Below are 17113 nucleotides of genomic sequence, written 5' to 3' on the forward strand. Positions count from 1 at the left end.
CACGACGCCGGGGCTGCAGCGATGCACACCCGCACGTACCACCGCGGTGGTACAGCACTGCGCTATGGTTCCGGCGGGTTCGACTGGTGTTGAAAGCTTTTCGGATCGCCACACCGTGGCGCTCGGTTCCAGGAAGGTTCTCCAGGTGACTTTTGCCCACTATTGCTATCTGCTTGGACTCGTCGCGCTCATCATCACCGTCATCGCGAAGAAGAACGTCGTGGCACCCGCGCTGCTGGCCACCTTCGTCACCGCGACGGCCTTCGGGGGAAGTATCACCACCGGTCTGGCGGCGTTGTTCAACGCCGCCATCGTCGGTACCCGTGAGCTCTTACCGATCTTCCTGGTGATCGCTCTGGTCACCGCGATGCTGGGAGCGGTACGCCGCGCGGGTGCCGACGCGCTGATGATCGCACCCCTGCGCTCACTGTTTCGCAACGGACACACTGCTTACGTCGTGCTGGCGATCGTGACTTTCCTGCTGTCGCTGTCCTTCTGGCCGACCCCGGTCCTGCCGTTGATCGCGGCGATCCTGCTGCCCGCTGCAGTACGGGTGGGGTTGCCGCCCTTCGGCGCGGCGTTGGCGATCGCCATCACCGGTCAGGGAATGGCGCTCAGTTCGGACCTGGTCATGGGTGTGGCCCCCTCGTTGTCGGCCGGTGGTGCCGATGTGTCAGCAGGATCGATCGCGATCCGCGCCACCATCATCGCGCTGATCGCGGGTGTGGTGGCCCTGACCGTCGCCTATTTTCGCGACGTCCGCACCAGAATGCTCACCCCCGCGGCGGCCGCGGCTGTGGTCCTTCCGGTCCAGGCCGCGGCAGAGTGCGGTGCAACCGAAGATGTCGCGAGTGCGGCGACCGACCCGGCCGCAGTCCGCGTCGCCACCGAAGCCTCGGACCCGCAGCGGGTTTCGGGTGCCGCTCGAGTCATCGCTGTGGCGATTCCGACGTTGTTCGCAGCCTTGCTGCTGTTCATGCTGCTCGGCCGGTTCACCGACTGGTTGCCCAACATCGACGAAGGATTGGGCGGCCCATTGGTGGGCGGTACGGCGGCGTTGGCATTGGTGGCGGTGTCGGTCATCTCGGTTCCTCGCGGCTGGCTGGCCGAGGTCGGCGACCACTTCACCGACGGTATAACCTTCGCGTTCCGCACCATGGGAAGGTCATTCCGGTCGCCGGCTTCGTCTATATCGGGCTGTCGGACTACTCGGGGACCATCCTCGGCCTGCCTGAGGACGGCGCGGCACCGGCTTTTCTCCTCGACGCGGTGTCCAGAGTGCAACCCTTGATCCCCGCCATTCCGGTCCTTGCGGCGTTTGCGATGTTGGTCGTCGGCATGGTGATCGGCCTCGACGGCAGCGGTTGGCCGGGACTTCCGTTCACCGGTTCGCTCGCCGCCTCACTGGGGGAGAGTTCGGGAGCCGATGTGGCTACCCTGGCCGCGATCGCCCAGAACGGCGCGAGTTGGACCGGTGGTGGAACCTTGGTGATCTGGTCCTCGCTGATCGTGGTGGCAGGCCTCACCGGAGTGTCGGTGATCGACCTCGCCCGACGCCTGTTCATACCCGTCATAACAGGACTGCTGGTGGCGACATCCGTTGCGGCAGTGGTGATGCTGTGACCGCCGCACGCAGTCGGACTGCTGGGTCTCCCGTAGTGGATACGGCGGAGAGCGTCCGATCCGGACGGATCAGCGCCCGCGAGGTGATGGCCGAGGCACTGCGCACGATCGAAACCGTCGACCCCGAACTCAACGCCTTCGTGCACGTGGATCGCGATGGTGCCATGGCCAGGGCCGCGGAGATCGACCGACTCGTAGCTGCCGGTGACGATCCGGGTCCGCTCGCCGGCGTACCGATGGGCGTGAAGGAGTTGCACGCGGTGGCCGGCTGGCCCTACGCGATGGGGAGTCGGCTCTATGCGGAGCGGATCGCCGATCACACGACCACATTGGTGACCCGTGCGGTGGCCGCAGGCGCGATTCCCGTCGGGGTGACCACCTCGCCGGAGTTCGGCCGGGCGTCCTTCACCGCGTCACCCCTGCACGGAGTGACCCGTAACCCGTGGAATCCGCGGTTGACGCCAGGCGGTTCCAGCGGCGGGTCTGCGGCGGCGGTGGCCGCCGGGATGGTGCCCTTCGCCACCGGAACCGATGGAGCAGGGTCGTTACGGATTCCGGCCGCCTACTGCGGGCTCGTCGGGTTCAAGGCGACCTACGGTGTGGTCCCGCGCGGGCCGCGACACCGCGGGGTCGCCGACAACGATCACTTCGGGGTGTTGACCACCACGGTCCGTGATACCGCCAGGGTGCTCGATTGTGTGACCGGTCTCGATCCGACCGACCGCGCGTCGGTCCCCGCCCCGCGGCTGCAGGCCGCATTGGATCGGGTCGACCTGCGTGGCCTGCGGGTGGCGTTCCTGCCCACGCTCGGTGGTGCGCCGTGCGATCCCGAGGTCGCGGCGGTGGCCGAGGCGGCCGCGCAGCGGTTTGTCCTGGCCACCGGCGCGGTTCGGGTGAGCGTCGAGGTCCCCATCGATCCGGACTGTGCCGCGGCATTCCGGGTGCTGTCGGCACCGGATGTGTACGCCGCCGTTGCCGCGGCAGGTATTGGTGACCCCGGCGACGTCGAGGTCGACGCATCGGTGCGCCGCTATGTCGAAGCGGCGCGGGAGCTGACCGCGCCGGCGCTGCTGCAGGCGCACGAAACGCGGGCCAGGCTGGTGGCGGCCACCGCGGGCGCGTTCGAGCAGGTGCAGCTCTTGTTGACCCCGTCCACGCAGGTCACTGCGTTCGAGGCGGAGGGGCCCATGCCGACCGAGATCGACGGCCACGCGGTGGACCATTGGGGTGCGCTCGCGGTGACCTACCCTTTCAACCTGACCGGCCAGCCGGCGATCTCGGTCCCGGCCGGCTGGGCCGGTGGTGCGCCGTGCGGTCTGCAGATCGTCGGTGCCCGACATGCAGACGGCCTGGTACTGGCCGCCGCGCACGCCGTCGAGCTAACCAACGGCCGCTGACGTGCGACTTCGGTGTGGCAGCGTGCCGCCAGCGCACGAAACCACACCGAAGTCGGCATGCCATCGGCGGCGATTTGGTGCAAAGCACGTGCTCACCTAGTATGTAGGGGTTGCCTCGGGCAGACCTCGGCTGGCTTGTGCAGTTTTACTGTCAGCCCTGCGTGCCCTGAAGTGACAAAGACCGCGTACGTCCAGGTCGGTATCTGGCGTGCATACAAAACCAGGTCAGGAGATCGAGTGATTCAGCAGGAATCGCGGCTCAAGGTCGCCGACAACACGGGTGCCAAGGAAATCTTGTGCATCCGGGTGCTCGGTGGCTCGTCGCGGCGCTATGCGGGTATCGGCGACATCATCGTCGCGACCGTCAAGGACGCCATCCCCGGCGGCAACGTCAAGCGTGGCGACGTCGTCAAGGCAGTGGTGGTGCGGACCGTCAAGGAACGCCGCCGCGCCGACGGCAGCTACATCAAGTTCGACGAGAACGCCGCCGTCATCATCAAGAACGACAACGACCCGCGCGGTACCCGCATCTTCGGGCCCGTCGGTCGTGAGCTGCGCGAGAAGAAGTTCATGAAGATCGTTTCGCTGGCCCCGGAGGTTTTGTAATGAAGGTGCACAAGGGCGACACCGTGCTCGTCATCTCCGGTAAGGACAAGGGCGCCAAGGGCAAGGTCATCGAGGCCTACCCGTCCCGCGAAAAGGTTCTGGTCGAAGGTGTGAACCGGATCAAGAAGCACACCGCGCAGTCGCAGAACGAGCGCGGCGCCTCCTCTGGCGGCATCGTCACGCAGGAAGCGCCGATCCACGTCTCCAACGTCATGGTCATCGACTCCGATGGCAACCCGACCCGCATCGGCTACCGCGTCGACGAGGAGTCCGGCAAGAAGGTCCGGGTCTCCAAGCGCAACGGCAAGGACATCTGAGAATGACCACAGTAGAAAACTCCGCCAAGGTTCAGCCTCGGCTGAAGCAGCGCTACCGCGAAGAGATCAAGGACGCGCTCAACAAAGAGTTCGATTACGCCAACGTGATGCAGATCCCGGGCGTGGTCAAGGTCGTCGTGAACATGGGTGTCGGTGACGCCGCCCGCGACGCCAAGCTGATCAACGGTGCGGTCAACGATCTTGCGCTGATCACCGGGCAGAAGCCGGAAATCCGCAAGGCGCGTAAGTCCATCGCCCAGTTCAAGCTGCGCGAGGGCATGCCGATCGGCGCCCGCGTCACGCTGCGCGGCGACCGGATGTGGGAGTTCCTGGACCGCCTGGTCTCCATCGCCCTCCCGCGTATCCGCGACTTCCGTGGCCTGAGCCCCAAGCAGTTCGACGGCAGCGGAAACTACACCTTCGGCCTTTCCGAGCAGTCGGTGTTCCACGAGATCGACGTGGATTCCATCGATCGCCCCCGTGGCATGGACATCACCGTCGTCACCTCGGCGACGAACGACGACGAAGGCCGTGCGCTGCTGCGCGCTCTGGGCTTCCCGTTCAAGGAGAACTGAGCAATGGCAAAGAAGGCTCTGGTCAACAAGGCCAACAAGAAGCCCAAGTTCGCAGTGCGCGCCTACACCCGGTGCAACCGGTGCGGTCGTCCCCACGCGGTGTTCCGCAAGTTCGGCCTGTGCCGTATCTGCCTGCGGGAGATGGCGCATGCGGGCGAACTGCCCGGTGTGCAGAAGTCCAGCTGGTAACCAGCATTCATTACTGATTAACACGGTAGGCCCGGACTGGGAACCGCCGCGAGGAAGGTGAACCGGCTGTCATGACGATGACCGATCCCATCGCAGACTTCTTGACGCGTCTGCGTAACGCCAATTCGGCGTATCACGACGAGGTGACTCTGCCCCACTCGAAGATCAAGGCCAATATCGCCGAGATCCTCAAGACCGAGGGCTACATCTCCGATTACCGCACCGAGGATGCTCGGGTCGGCAAGGCACTCGTGGTGCAGCTCAAGTACGGCCCCAGCCGTGAGCGCTCCATCGCAGGCCTGCGCCGGGTCAGCAAGCCCGGTCTGCGGGTCTATGCAAAATCCACCAATCTGCCCCGGGTGCTCGGCGGCCTGGGCGTGGCGATCATCTCCACGTCCTCAGGCTTGCTCACCGACCGCCAGGCAGCTCGATCGGGCGTGGGCGGCGAAGTCCTCGCGTACGTCTGGTAGGGGGACGAGAACATGTCGCGTATTGGAAAGCAGCCGGTTCCGGTTCCCGCCGGAGTCGACGTCACCATCAACGGTCAGAACGTCTCGGTGAAGGGCCCCAAGGGCACCCTGACCCTCGACATCGCCGAGCCGATCCAGGTGTCGCGCAACGACGATGGCGCCATCGTGGTGGCCCGTCCGGACGACGAGCGGCGCAGCCGTTCGCTGCACGGTCTGTCCCGCACCCTGGTGGCCAACCTGGTCACCGGCGTGACCGAGGGCTACACCCAGAAGATGGAAATCTTCGGCGTCGGCTACCGCGTCGCGCTCAAGGGCGCGAACCTGGAGTTCGCACTCGGCTACAGCCACCCGGTCCTCATCGAAGCGCCCGAGGGCATCACGTTCGCGGTCGAGACACCCACCAAGTTCTCGATCACGGGTATCGACAAGCAGAAGGTCGGCCAGATCGCCGCGGTGATCCGTCGTCTGCGTCGCCCCGACCCGTACAAGGGCAAGGGCGTTCGCTACGAGGGTGAGCAGATCCGCCGCAAGGTCGGAAAGACAGGTAAGTAACCCATGGCTACCACGAAGACCGAAGCTCCCACCCGGAAGCCGGTGGGGCAGAACATCTCCGAGACCCGTCGGAACGCCCGCATCCGCCGTCACGCGCGTCTGCGCAAGAAGGTCGAAGGCACCGCGGAGACCCCGCGTCTCATGGTCAACCGGTCGGCACGGCACATCCACGTGCAGCTGATCGACGACCTCGCCGGCGTCACCGTCGCGGCGGCCTCGTCCATCGAGGCCGATGTGCGTGCGGTCGAGGGCGACAAGAAGGCACAGAGCGTGCGGGTCGGTCAGCTGATCGCCGAGCGCGCCAAGGCTGCCGGAGTCGAGACGGTCGTTTTCGACCGTGGCGGCTACACCTACGGTGGCCGGATCGCCGCGCTGGCCGATGCCGCGCGCGAAGGCGGGCTGAAATTCTGATGACTGACAACGAGAGGACTGCATGATGGCCGACCAGGCTGGCGCCGGTTCGGCGCAGGACAATCGCGGTGGCCGCGGCGATCGTGGCGGCCGAGGACGCGACGACCGCGGTGGCCGCGGTCGCGGCGACGACCGTGGCGAGAAGAGCAACTACATCGAGCGCGTCGTCACCATCAACCGCGTTTCGAAGGTGGTCAAGGGTGGTCGGCGCTTCAGCTTCACCGCGCTGGTCATCGTCGGTGACGGCAACGGCATGGTCGGTGTCGGCTACGGCAAGGCCAAGGAAGTTCCCGCCGCCATCGCCAAGGGCGTCGAAGAAGCTCGCAAGAACTTCTTCCGGGTTCCGCTGATCGGCGGCACCATCGTCCACCCGGTTCAGGGTGAGGCCGCAGCGGGCGTCGTCATGCTGCGTCCGGCCAGCCCCGGTACCGGTGTGATCGCCGGCGGTGCGGCGCGCGCGGTGCTGGAATGCGCCGGCGTGCACGACATCCTGGCCAAGTCGCTGGGCAGCGACAACGCGATCAACGTGGTGCACGCCACCGTTGCCGCGCTGAAGATGATCCAGCGTCCCGAAGAGGTGGCGGCCCGTCGCGGTCTGTCCATCGAGGACGTCGCCCCGGCCGGCATGCTCAAGGCCCGCCGCGAGGCCGAGGCCGTGGCTGTCGCCGCGGCTCGTGAAGGAAGCGCATAGTCATGGCAGAGCTCAAGATCACCCAGGTGCGCGGCACCATCGGTGCACGCTGGAAGCAGCGCGAAAGCCTGCGGACCCTCGGGCTGCGGAAGATCCGCCAGTCCGTCGTCCGTGAGGACAACGCCCAGACGCGCGGTCTGATCAAGACCGTGCATCACCTCGTCACGGTTGAGGAGGTCTAGGACGATGAGTGTTATCAAGCTTCACGACCTGAAGCCCGCCCCGGGCAGCAAGACCGCCAAGACCCGCGTCGGTCGCGGTGAAGGCTCCAAGGGCAAGACCGCCGGCCGCGGTACCAAGGGCACCAAGGCGCGCAAGAACGTCCCCGTGGCGTTCGAGGGTGGCCAGATGCCGATCCACATGCGGCTGCCGAAGCTCAAGGGCTTCCGCAACCGCTTCCGGGTTGCCTATGAGGTCGTCAACGTCGGCGATATCGCCAAGGCGTTCCCGCAGGGCGGCACCATCGGTGTCGACGAACTGGTCGCCAAGGGCCTGGTTCGCAAGAACACCCTGGTGAAGGTCCTCGGCGACGGCAAGCTGACCGTCAAGGTCGACGTCACCGCCAACAAGTTCAGCGGCAGCGCCCGCGAGGCCATCACCGCCGCAGGCGGTTCGGCCACCGAACTGTAGTTCTACGTCAGAAGGCCCCTGCTTCGGCAGGGGCCTTCTGCGTTGCCGGCCGATGCGTGCGTGGTTTCAGTCAGGCTGCGGTGGGGCGTCGCGCGGCTGAAGCCAGGTAGCTGGATGGGCCTGTGTGGGTACCTGGGTTCAGCAAGATCGCGGTGGGGCGCTGGTCGGCTGAATTGAGGTAGCCGGCGCCGGCGACGTTTCACGTTCGGCGAAAGAGCCGTCCGTAAAGCCGCCGGTAGGCTCGAAAGATGTTCGGACTGCTGACCAATCTGCCCGGCCTCCTGCCTGACGCGGAGGATGTCCGCGACCTGATCCGCAAGGTCGACACGGCCCGCCACAACGGCGTCCCGCGCGGCTGCGTGCTGGAACTCGATCTCCAGCTCGCCCCGCCGGAGACCGTCGGATTCGACCCGCTGATGCTGATCAACCTGGGTGGCAAGCCGCTGACCCTGCGCCAGACCGTGGCAGCCATCCATCGTGCCGCCGAGGACGACAGGGTCGCCGGGCTGATCGGCCGGATCCAGCTGTCCGCCGCCCCGCCCGGACCGATCCAGGAGCTGCGTGATGCGGTCCTGGCCTTCGATGCGGCCAAGCCCACCCTGGCTTGGGCCGAGACCTATCCCGGCACCCTGTCGTACTACCTGGCCTCGGCGTTCGGCGAAGTGTGGATGCAGCCCTCGGGCACCGTCGGGCTGATCGGGTTCGCCACCAACGCGCTGTTCCTGCGCGACGCACTCGGCAAGGCCGGCGTCGAGGTCCAGTTCGTGGCGCGTGGTGAATACAAGTCGGCGGCAAATCTTTTCACTCAGGACAGCTACACCGACGCGCACCGGGAGGCCGATGCGGCATTGATCGGTAGCCTGCACAATCAGGTCACCGCGGCGGTCGCCGACGCCCGTGGCCTGGAGGTCTCGGCGGTCGACGCACTCGCCGACAGGGCGCCGTTGCTGCGCACCGACGCCGTGACTGGCGGTCTGATCGACCGGATCGGCTTCCGTGACGAAGCCTATGCGCGGATCAGCGAGCTCGCCGGGGCGGCCGCCACCGCCGACGGTCCGGATACCGCGCCGCGGCTCTACCTGTCCCGCTATGCGCGTGCCACCGCCGACAAACCGGGTCCGTCGCTACCCGGGCGCACGAAGCCCACCATCGCGGTGGTCACCCTGCACGGCCCGATCGTCAGTGGCCGCGGCGGGCCGCAGGTGCTGCCGTTCGGCAACTCCAGCGCCGGCGGGGACACCATCGCCGCGGCGATCCGGGAAGCGGCCGCCGATGACGACGTTGCCGCGATCGTGCTGCGCGTCGACAGCCCCGGCGGCTCGGTCACGGGCTCGGAGACCATCTGGCGCGAGGTCGTGCGGGCTCGCGACGCCGGAAAGCCGGTGGTGGCCTCGATGGGTTCGGTGGCAGCCTCCGGTGGTTACTACGTCTCGATGGCGGCCGACGAGATCGTCGCCAACGCGGGCACCATCACCGGCTCCATCGGTGTGGTGACCGGCAAACTCATCACGCGGGGACTCAAGGACAAGCTGGGCGTCGGGTCGGATTCGGTGCGCACCAACGCCAATGCCGATGCCTGGTCTGCCGACGCGGCGTTCACGCCGGAGCAGTACGCGCAGGTCGAAGCCGAGGCCGACCTGTTCTACACAGACTTCGTCGAGCGGGTTGCCCACGGCCGCAATATGAGTGTCGAAGCGGTCGATGCCGTGGCCCGCGGCCGTGTGTGGACCGGTGCGGACGCCAAGGAGCGAGGCCTGGTGGACACCCTCGGCGGGCTGCAGACCGCGATCGACCGGGCTAAGGTGCGGGCCGGGCACGACGCCGACACGCAGGTGCGGGTGCTCAGCTATCCGGGCTCCTCGGTGCTGGACATGTTGCGGCCCAAGCCTTCTTCCCAACCCGCCGCCGCGACATTGCCGGAGGCTGTCGGGTCGGTGCTCGGCCGGTCGGTGGTGGGGGCCGTCGACCAGGCTGAACGGAGCCTGACCGGAGCGCACGCCCTGTGGCTGGGGGCCTACCGGTTCTGACCCGGGGCGTACCGGGTGAAGACCCGCCGGGATTGGGTCTATCGTTATCCCGGCGGAATCGGTCGGGCGAAAGGCGGGCTCCATGAGTAGTTCGCCGGTGACGTTGGCGATCGTCAACGACTATGAGTTGATCGTCGCGGGTCTGGCCGCCTTGTTGCGCCCCTATTCCGACCGGGTGCGCATCGTCGAACTCGACTCGCGCACCGAGGTACAGATCCCCGTCGATGTCATCATTTGGGACACCTTCGCCGCAGCGCAGGGGGACCGCACCGATGTCACCGATCTGGTGGGCAACAATCACATCGGCCGGGTCGCGGTCTATTCGTGGAACATCGACCAGTTGTTGATCGACCGCTCGCTGGCCGGCGGTGTGCATGGGTACCTTGCCAAATCGCTGCCTGTCGACCGGCTCGTCAGCTGCCTGGAACGCATCCACGCCGGGGAGACCGTCGTGGAACGCGGTGACGGCAGCATGTCCATGCCGATGGCGTGGCCGGGCCGGGACGCGGGTCTGTCCGCCCGCGAAGCCGAGGTGCTGGCGCTGATCACACAAGGTCGCACCAATCACGAGATCGCCGAGCGGTGTTATCTGTCGATCAACACCGTGAAGTCCATCGTCAGGTCCACCTACCGCAAACTGGGAGTGACCCGGCGGTCGCAGGCCGTCGCGTGGGGGATGACACACGATTTCCAGCCCGATGTGGTCCGGATCCACCCCTAGGGGTGTAGTCCGCGGGGTTGTCCGCCCCGTTCAATCGACTCAGTGCATCACCTCGTCGACGAACAACTGAGAATGCGCCTGTCGGTCCCCACCGACGGGCCGGTCGACGTGTCTGCGGCACTGGGCATCGCCGCCGAACTGGCCGGGCACCGCCCCGGTGAGGGCCGGACGCTGGACTATCTGCGGGTGCTGGCGACCCTCGGCGCCGTCGATGCCTCGCTGGCTCGCATCGTGGAACCACATCTGGACGCACTGGCCATCCTGCACCAGGCGGATGTGCCGGTCGCGGAGGGTTCAACCTGGGGCGTATATGCCGCCGCCGCAACGGGTTTCGGGCTCACCGCGCACCAAGGTGCCCAGGGGTGGGTGCTGAACGGAACGAAAGCCTGGTGTTCGTTGGCCGGTCGGCTCTCGCACGCCGTGGTCACCGCGGAGGTCCCAGGCGCCGGTCAGCAGGCATTCGCGGTGCGCTTGGATCCGCGGCACGTCGAAGTGCAGCCGACGCAATGGGTTTCCCGCGGGCTGGTGGCCATCCCGAGTGGGCCGATCACCGTCGACGATCTCCCTGGAATACCGCTGGGTGGTCCGGGGTGGTACCTCGACCGGCCGGGATTCGCTTGGGGTGGAATCGGTGTCGCGGCAGTCTGGTTCGGCATCGCACTCGGCGTGGGGGAGCGGGTGCAACGGCATGTCGACGCGCACCGTGCATCGCCCATCGGGCTGTCCCAACTGGGCAGCATCGACGAAGAGATGTTCGCCGCCCAGACCTGCCTGCTGCACGCCGCGGCAGTCATCGATGACGGGATCGCGTCGGCGGCGCTGCTGGCCCAGCGGGTCCGGGCGGTTGTGGCACGGACATGTGAGAACACCGTGCGCACTGCCGGATACGTGCTCGGACCCGGCCCCTTGGTCGGTGAGGAGCCGTACGCCAGGCGGATCGCCGACCTGACCGTCTACCTGCGTCAGCATCACGGACCGCGCGATCTGGCCCATCTCGGCGAACTCGTGGTGGCCGCGAGGCAGGTAAGCCATGGTTGACGCCCGGCCGTTCACCCACCGTGAGGCAGGCACCGACGAGCCGACCTGGTTGCTGGCCCCCGGCTGGGACGATGTGCCGCGACTGGACCTCGGCTCGCTCACCCGCGGCTGTGCCCGATTCGTCGTGCTGGCACCGCATCCCGACGATGAGACGCTGGCAATGGGTGCGACCCTTGCCGACCTGGGGACCGCGGAGGTCGAGGTCATCGTGGTCTTCGCAACCCACGGTGGTGAGGGTCCGGGATCGACCCCGCGACGCATCGAGGCCGAGCGCGCGATGGGCACGCTGGGCGCGCACGTGCGCACCGTGTGGTGGGATCTGCCCGACGGCGGTCTGCCCGCTGCCGAGCAGGAGCTGGCCCGCCGGTTGACGGAACTGGTCGACGCGCGCACCGTGCTGCTCGCCCCTGCCGAATGCGACGGGCACTCCGATCACGATGCCGCCGGCCGCGCGGCCGAGGCGGTCGCCAGGAATTCGTCGGCCACACTGCTGAACTATCCGGTCTGGATGTGGCACTGGGCCACTCCGGCAGATATCGACTGGAAAAGGGTGCGCACGCTGTCGCCCAGCCTCGCCGCCCTGCGGATCAAGGAATCTGCCATCAACTGTTACACCAGTCAATTGGATGCATCCGGAGACGCCCCGATCGTCGGAGCCTCGGTGCTACGCCGCGCCCACCGGGCCTTCGAGACGGTGCTGCTGCCGGCCGACCCGGATCTCGCGCGTCGGGCGGCCGGTCACGTGCTCGGCCCCCGCGCCCGCAATGATGTCGCCCAGCCGTTCGATGCCATGCTTGCCGGTGGTGAAGACCCCTGGCATCTCGATGATTTCGTCTATGAGCGGCGTCGACTGGGCCTGGTTCTCGCCTGTCTCGGCCGGGAGCGATATCAGCGCGTGCTGGAGATCGGATGCGCGACCGGGCAGTTGTCGGAGGAGCTGGTCGGCCGTGCCGACATCGTTGTGGCCCTCGATGCCAGCGCGCGTGCCCTCCAGGTTGCACGTCAAAAAACCGATGCTGTGCAATGGATCTGGGGTGCAGTACCGGCGGACCTTCCGAACGAGCGTTTCGATGCCATCATCCTTTCCGAGGTCGGGTACTTCCTGGACGGTCCGGCACTGGTCGCCACCCTGCGGGCCGCCCGGCGGCGGCTGACCGCCCGCGGCGAGATCGTGCTGGCGCACTGGCGTGGACCGACGCGGGACATCCCGCTCGACGGTCCGGCGGTGCATCGGCAGGCGGCCGCACTGATGGATCTGCCGCTGCGCGCACGCTACGAGGACGTCGACCTGATCGTGGAAGTCTGGGGTGAACCCGTGTCGGTGTACCGAGAGTACCGAGGCGCATCATGACCGCCATCCATCATGTCGAGGTGGTGGTGCCCGCCCGGAACGAGCAGGATCACATCATCGATTGCTTGGACAGCATCGTCCGCGCCGGTGCGGCCCTCGGCGCCGAGGAACCGGGTACGTCGTGGGCGATCACCGTCGTTCTCGACTGCTGTACCGATGACACCGGACCGCTGGCAGCCCGATTCGGTGTTCACCTGCTGACCACCGACACCTGCGTGGTCGGTACCGCGCGGAAGGTGGGTACCGCGGCGGCGATCAACCGCGCCGTCGGTTGCGGGCACACACTCGACAGGATCTGGTTGGCCTGTACCGATGCCGACACCATCGTGCCAGACCACTGGCTGACCCGGCAGCTCGCGATGGCGGCCGAGGGCGCGGACGCGGTCATCGGGACGGTCGTTCCCGCTGGGCTGGGACCGGAAACGTACAGCCGGTGGTTGCGTCGCCACGACCTGACCGAAGGTCACCCCCATGTGCACGGAGCCAATCTCGGATTCCGGGCCGATGTCTACCTGCGCGCAGGCGGATTCCCCGAGTGGGCCTCCGGGGAGGATGTGAAGCTGGTGCAGCAGATTCGGGCGATCACCCCGCGCTGGGTCGCCACCCATCACACCAGCGTGCACACATCCGGTCGGACCGACTCGCGCGTCGAGGGTGGATTCGCCTCGTTCCTGGACGAACTAGGGAAGGAGGCGATCTGATGCGCATCGCCGTCATCGGCCCGTCCCGCAATCCCGTCGCCGCGCCCTACGCCGGCGGCCAAGAACGTTTCACCGCGATCCTTGCCGACGGACTTCGGGCTCGTGGTCACCGGATCGAGCTGTGGGCGCGCGCGGGCACAGACCGCAAGCTGGCCGACCGGCTTCATGTCATGCCAGGCACGCCGGATTTGTCGGCCGTGGCGTCGCAGGACCCCAATATGCCAGAGCCGAGCTTTCTCGACGACCAGGTCGCTTATCTGGCAGTGATGCGAGATCTGTTGTGTCGAAACGATATCGATATCGTGATCAATCAGAGTCTGCATCAGTTGCCGTTGGCTCTGGCTCCCGCGCTGGGGATACCGGTGGTGACCACATTGCACACCCCGCCGTTCCCGTGGATGGAGGTCGGCGCGTGGTTGGCGGGCCCGGACGCGCACATGGTGGCCGTCAGCAAGGCATTGCGGACGCAGTGGGAGACCCTCAGTAGGGTATCGGTGATATCCAATGGGGTTGACCCACAGCTGTTTCCACCTGGGCCGGGTGGTGATCACCTTGCCTGGGCCGGGCGGCTCACCCCGGAGAAGGGTGCCGACATCGCCATCTCCGTGGCGCGGGCCGCGGGCCTACCGTTGCGACTGGCCGGACCCATCGCCGACCCGCAGTGGTTTGCCGAGGTGATCCGTCCGATGCTCGGGGGCAAGGTCGAATACCTCGGGCAATTGGCTGACGCGGAGCTGGCGCAGATGTACGGCGCCAGCCTGGCGACGCTGGTGACACCATGCTGGGAAGAACCGTTCTGTCTGGTGGCGGCCGAATCCCAGATGTGTGGGACGCCGGTGGTCGGCGTGCGCCGCGGTGGGCTCGCCGAAGTGGTCAGTGGTCCCGGCGGGGTCCTGGTGGACCCCGGCGTCGGGGTGGCCGACCGGCTGGCCGCTGCCATCGCCTCGGCGGGCGCAGCCGACCGGCATGCGGTCGCGGAGTCGGCGCGCGAACGTCTCGACTGTGCGCGCACCGTCGACAGTTACGAGCAGCTGCTCTGCGCTGCAATCGAATTCAACACAGTGGAGGTGCCGGCAATGTGCTGCACACAGGTATCGGTCGGAGGGCCCGATGGTTAGCGGATCGCACTGCGATATCGGGGCGCGTCAGATCGACGCGGTCACGGTGGTGGCGGTCGTCGGCACCCTGGATTCGGTGACCGCTCCGCAGCTGGAGTCGGCCATCGCCGATGCCGTGACCGCGGCAGCGGGTGCCATCGTCGTCGACCTGGGCGGCGTGGACTTCCTTTCCTCCGCGGGGATGGGCGTGCTGATGGGCGCACACGCGGATCTCACCCCGGCGCGCCGCTTCGCCGTGGTCGCCGATGGTCCGGCCACCAGTCGGCCGCTCAGGCTAGTCGGAATCGCCGACGTCGTCGGGCTGTTCGCCACCCTGGACGAGGCGCTCGATGCGGTGACCGGAGGTGATGTTTAGCGCCTCGACGTGACGGGCACAGCCTCAAGGACGCGGTGTGTAGGCCCGTGCTCGGGACGAAGGAGTGAGTTCAACAGTGGATACGTCCACCGAGGCCACCGAGCCGCCGCCCGCGGAGGTCAGGCGGGCGGTGGCCGCCTCGGCCACCGGTAACGCCACCGAATGGTTCGATTACGGAATCTATGCCTTTGGTGTCACCTATATTTCGGCGGCGATCTTTCCCGGTGACACACAGCGGGCCACCCTCTTGGCACTGATGACCTTCGCGGTGTCCTTCCTGGTGCGTCCGCTCGGCGGCTTCGTGTGGGGACCGCTGGGTGACCGGATCGGACGCAAACATGTTCTGGCGCTGACCATCCTGCTGATGGCGGGTGCCACGCTGGGCGTCGGCCTGGTTCCGTCCTACGCCACGATCGGGATGTGGGCCCCGGTGCTGCTGGTGTTCCTGCGGATGGTCCAGGGCTTCTCGACAGGTGGCGAGTACGGCGGTGCGGCGACCTTCATGGCCGAGTACGCGCCGTCCCGGCGACGTGGGTACTTGGGCAGTTATCTCGAATTCGGGACCCTGGCTGGTTTCTCGCTGGGGGCATCGCTGATGCTCGGCTGCTCGCTGCTGCTCAATGAGGATCAGATGAGCTCATGGGGGTGGCGGCTGCCGTTCCTGGTCGCGGCGCCGCTCGGGTTGATCGGGGTCTATCTGCGTTCGCGCCTCGATGAGACACCGGTGTTCAAGGAGGTTGCCGAGTCCGCCGATACTGCCGCGGACACCACAACTCAGTTCAGAGAGTTGATCGCCGACTATTGGCGACCCATTCTGCGCCTCGGCGGGCTCGTCGTCGCGCTCAACGTCGTCAACTACACCCTGCTGACGTATATGCCGACGTATCTGGAAGGCACGATCGGCCTCTCGAAGGATGTATCGCTGGTGGTTCCCATCATCGGCATGGTGTCGATGATGGTCTTCCTGCCGCTAGCCGGCATGCTGTCAGACAGGCTGGGTCGAAAGCCACTGTGGTGGTTCTCCCTTGCCGGATTGTTCGTGGCCGGGGTGCCGATGTTCATGTTGATGGGCACTGGTCCGGCGGGCGCGATCATCGGCTTCGCGGTGCTCGGTCTGCTGTATGTGCCGCAGCTGGCCACGATCTCGGCCACCTTCCCGGCGATGTTCCCGACCCAGGTGCGCTTCGCCGGTTTCGCGATCGCCTATAACGTGTCGACGTCGATCTTCGGCGGAACCGCGCCTGCCGTCAACGAGTGGCTCATCGGTGCGACTGGCACCAACCTCGTCCCGGCGTTCTACATGATGGCGGCGTGTGCGATCGGTGCGATCGCCCTGGCCGGGATGCCCGAAACCGCGCGGTGCCCCATCGACGGCACGCAGACCCCCGGAACCGCTTCCGCGCCACCGCCGCTGGACTACGAGGTCAGCTCAAGCGGCCGCTGATGTAGATGATCTCGCCGAGCACGTCGCCGGCGCCGAGGTCGGGCTTGTCGAGGCCGTACCTGGCGAACAGATCGGCCCGGGCCGTTTGCGTCATCTGCCAGCCGCGAGGGCTGAGATAGTCTGCGGCCGAGGTGCGTTCACCCCGGTAGACAAGGGAAGGCATGTCCATCTCCAGGCCCAGCTTGCTGAACGTCGCGGCGGCCGCGCGCGCCTTCTCCGGGTCGAAATCCTTCATACCCGGCACGAACTCGGTGGCCACGGTGCTTCCGGGGGCACTGAGCGCATGAATGTTGTCGAACAGCCGATCCTGCGCCTCCGGCGGTAGATAGATCAGCAACCCCTCGGCGCACCACGCGGTGGGCTGGTCGGGATCCAGCCCTGCGGCCCGCATCGCGGCGGGCCAGTCGTCGCGCAGATCCACCGGCACCGTGCGCCGCTGGGCGGTCGGTGTGGCACCGAGGTCGGCCAGAGTGCGGGTCTTGAATTCGATGACTGCGGGCTGATCGACCTCGTAGACGGTGGTGCCGTCGGGCCACGGGAGCCGGTATGCACGTGCATCCAGCCCCGCGGCCAGGATGACCGCCTGGCGGACCCCGGATTCACCCGCCGCCATGAAGTAGTCGTCGAAAAACTTTGTCCGGACCGCCATCTCGTCGATGTTCGAGCGAACCTGCGCCGCTGAGTCGGGAGCGATCTCGGCCAGGTCGACGGAACCGTCGACCATCATGGTGAACGCCGGGATGCCGACCGCACGCACCAGCGGCGCGGCGAACGGATCGTCGATGAGCGGATCTTCTGCCGCGCTGGCGATGGCCCGGCCGGCCGCCACCATGGTCGCCGTGGCACCCACGCTGGATGCCAGATCCCAGCTGTCGCCCTCGGTGCGCACCATCGCCG

At 67.0% G+C, this 17113-nt stretch carries 22 protein-coding genes; 21 read left to right on the plus strand and 1 reads right to left on the minus strand.

Annotation, left to right across the window (positions count from 1 at the left end):
- Nucleotides 1–145: 145 nt before the first annotated feature.
- From PGN27_RS19505 to PGN27_RS19605, 21 genes are all read left to right on the plus strand, one after another.
- Nucleotides 146–1291 carry a hypothetical protein gene (locus PGN27_RS19505; protein WP_335327592.1) on the plus strand — a complete coding sequence of 382 codons (1146 nt, stop codon included), beginning with the start codon at nucleotides 146–148 and terminating at the stop codon, nucleotides 1289–1291.
- Entirely contained in the window at nucleotides 1279–1623 is a 345-nt protein-coding gene (locus PGN27_RS19510; protein ID WP_335327593.1) for a transporter, IT superfamily protein, read from the plus strand. Before PGN27_RS19505 ends, PGN27_RS19510 begins: the two co-directional genes overlap by 13 nt.
- A gap of 35 nt (nucleotides 1624–1658) precedes the next feature.
- Nucleotides 1659–3020 carry an amidase gene (locus tag PGN27_RS19515; protein ID WP_335327594.1) on the plus strand — a complete coding sequence of 454 codons (1362 nt, stop codon included), beginning with the start codon at nucleotides 1659–1661 and terminating at the stop codon, nucleotides 3018–3020.
- Nucleotides 3021–3257: 237 nt separating this feature from the next.
- On the plus strand, nucleotides 3258–3626 hold the full coding sequence (rplN, locus tag PGN27_RS19520) for a 50S ribosomal protein L14 (protein ID WP_018601827.1): 369 nt from the start codon (nucleotides 3258–3260) through the stop codon (nucleotides 3624–3626).
- Nucleotides 3626–3943: a 50S ribosomal protein L24 gene (gene rplX / locus PGN27_RS19525; protein WP_335327595.1), complete on the plus strand. Its 318-nt coding sequence runs from the start codon at nucleotides 3626–3628 to the stop codon at nucleotides 3941–3943. Before rplN ends, rplX begins: the two co-directional genes overlap by 1 nt.
- 2 nt (nucleotides 3944–3945) lie before the next feature.
- Nucleotides 3946–4518 (plus strand): 50S ribosomal protein L5, encoded by a 573-nt coding sequence (gene rplE, locus PGN27_RS19530; RefSeq protein WP_019510999.1) that lies wholly within the window; start codon nucleotides 3946–3948, stop codon nucleotides 4516–4518.
- A 3-nt stretch (nucleotides 4519–4521) separates the two neighbouring features.
- On the plus strand, nucleotides 4522–4707 hold the full coding sequence (locus PGN27_RS19535) for a type Z 30S ribosomal protein S14 (protein ID WP_019510998.1): 186 nt from the start codon (nucleotides 4522–4524) through the stop codon (nucleotides 4705–4707).
- A 71-nt stretch (nucleotides 4708–4778) separates the two neighbouring features.
- Nucleotides 4779–5177, plus strand: a complete 399-nt coding sequence (gene rpsH, locus PGN27_RS19540) for a 30S ribosomal protein S8 (RefSeq protein ID WP_019510997.1) — start codon at nucleotides 4779–4781, stop codon at nucleotides 5175–5177.
- A 12-nt stretch (nucleotides 5178–5189) separates the two neighbouring features.
- Nucleotides 5190–5729: a 50S ribosomal protein L6 gene (rplF, locus tag PGN27_RS19545; protein WP_335327596.1), complete on the plus strand. Its 540-nt coding sequence runs from the start codon at nucleotides 5190–5192 to the stop codon at nucleotides 5727–5729.
- Nucleotides 5730–5732: 3 nt separating this feature from the next.
- A complete protein-coding gene (rplR, locus tag PGN27_RS19550) occupies nucleotides 5733–6140 on the plus strand; it encodes a 50S ribosomal protein L18 (protein WP_030134474.1) in 408 nt (135 codons plus the stop codon).
- Between the two features lie 25 nt (nucleotides 6141–6165).
- Nucleotides 6166–6831, plus strand: a complete 666-nt coding sequence (gene rpsE / locus PGN27_RS19555) for a 30S ribosomal protein S5 (protein WP_081843412.1) — start codon at nucleotides 6166–6168, stop codon at nucleotides 6829–6831.
- Between the two features lie 2 nt (nucleotides 6832–6833).
- Complete coding sequence (gene rpmD, locus PGN27_RS19560; protein WP_019510993.1) at nucleotides 6834–7013, plus strand: 50S ribosomal protein L30; 180 nt, start codon at nucleotides 6834–6836, stop codon at nucleotides 7011–7013.
- A gap of 4 nt (nucleotides 7014–7017) precedes the next feature.
- On the plus strand, nucleotides 7018–7461 hold the full coding sequence (gene rplO, locus PGN27_RS19565) for a 50S ribosomal protein L15 (protein WP_335327597.1): 444 nt from the start codon (nucleotides 7018–7020) through the stop codon (nucleotides 7459–7461).
- A 248-nt stretch (nucleotides 7462–7709) separates the two neighbouring features.
- Nucleotides 7710–9488 (plus strand): signal peptide peptidase SppA, encoded by a 1779-nt coding sequence (gene sppA, locus PGN27_RS19570; protein WP_335327598.1) that lies wholly within the window; start codon nucleotides 7710–7712, stop codon nucleotides 9486–9488.
- Nucleotides 9489–9570: 82 nt separating this feature from the next.
- Nucleotides 9571–10209, plus strand: a complete 639-nt coding sequence (locus PGN27_RS19575; RefSeq protein ID WP_335327599.1) for a helix-turn-helix transcriptional regulator — start codon at nucleotides 9571–9573, stop codon at nucleotides 10207–10209.
- A 72-nt stretch (nucleotides 10210–10281) separates the two neighbouring features.
- Nucleotides 10282–11247: an acyl-CoA dehydrogenase family protein gene (locus PGN27_RS19580; RefSeq protein ID WP_335327600.1), complete on the plus strand. Its 966-nt coding sequence runs from the start codon at nucleotides 10282–10284 to the stop codon at nucleotides 11245–11247.
- Nucleotides 11240–12598, plus strand: coding sequence for a PIG-L family deacetylase (locus PGN27_RS19585; protein ID WP_335327601.1), 1359 nt, complete (start codon nucleotides 11240–11242; stop codon nucleotides 12596–12598). Before PGN27_RS19580 ends, PGN27_RS19585 begins: the two co-directional genes overlap by 8 nt.
- Nucleotides 12595–13299, plus strand: coding sequence for a glycosyltransferase family 2 protein (locus tag PGN27_RS19590; protein ID WP_335327602.1), 705 nt, complete (start codon nucleotides 12595–12597; stop codon nucleotides 13297–13299). Before PGN27_RS19585 ends, PGN27_RS19590 begins: the two co-directional genes overlap by 4 nt.
- Nucleotides 13299–14417, plus strand: a complete 1119-nt coding sequence (locus tag PGN27_RS19595; protein WP_335327603.1) for a glycosyltransferase — start codon at nucleotides 13299–13301, stop codon at nucleotides 14415–14417. Before PGN27_RS19590 ends, PGN27_RS19595 begins: the two co-directional genes overlap by 1 nt.
- Nucleotides 14410–14772 (plus strand): STAS domain-containing protein, encoded by a 363-nt coding sequence (locus PGN27_RS19600; protein WP_335327604.1) that lies wholly within the window; start codon nucleotides 14410–14412, stop codon nucleotides 14770–14772. Before PGN27_RS19595 ends, PGN27_RS19600 begins: the two co-directional genes overlap by 8 nt.
- A gap of 76 nt (nucleotides 14773–14848) precedes the next feature.
- Nucleotides 14849–16216, plus strand: a complete 1368-nt coding sequence (locus PGN27_RS19605) for an MFS transporter (protein WP_335327605.1) — start codon at nucleotides 14849–14851, stop codon at nucleotides 16214–16216.
- On the opposite strand, the gene PGN27_RS19610 is transcribed toward PGN27_RS19605, so the two are convergent.
- Nucleotides 16197–17108 carry a class I SAM-dependent methyltransferase gene (locus tag PGN27_RS19610; RefSeq protein WP_335327606.1) on the minus strand — a complete coding sequence of 304 codons (912 nt, stop codon included), beginning with the start codon at nucleotides 17106–17108 and terminating at the stop codon, nucleotides 16197–16199. The genes PGN27_RS19605 and PGN27_RS19610 overlap by 20 nt on opposite strands.
- Between the last annotated feature and the right edge of the window lie 5 nt (nucleotides 17109–17113).

It is taken from the genome of Mycolicibacterium neoaurum (assembly GCF_036946495.1).
GTDB classification, from domain to species: Bacteria; Actinomycetota; Actinomycetes; order Mycobacteriales; family Mycobacteriaceae; genus Mycobacterium; species Mycobacterium neoaurum_B.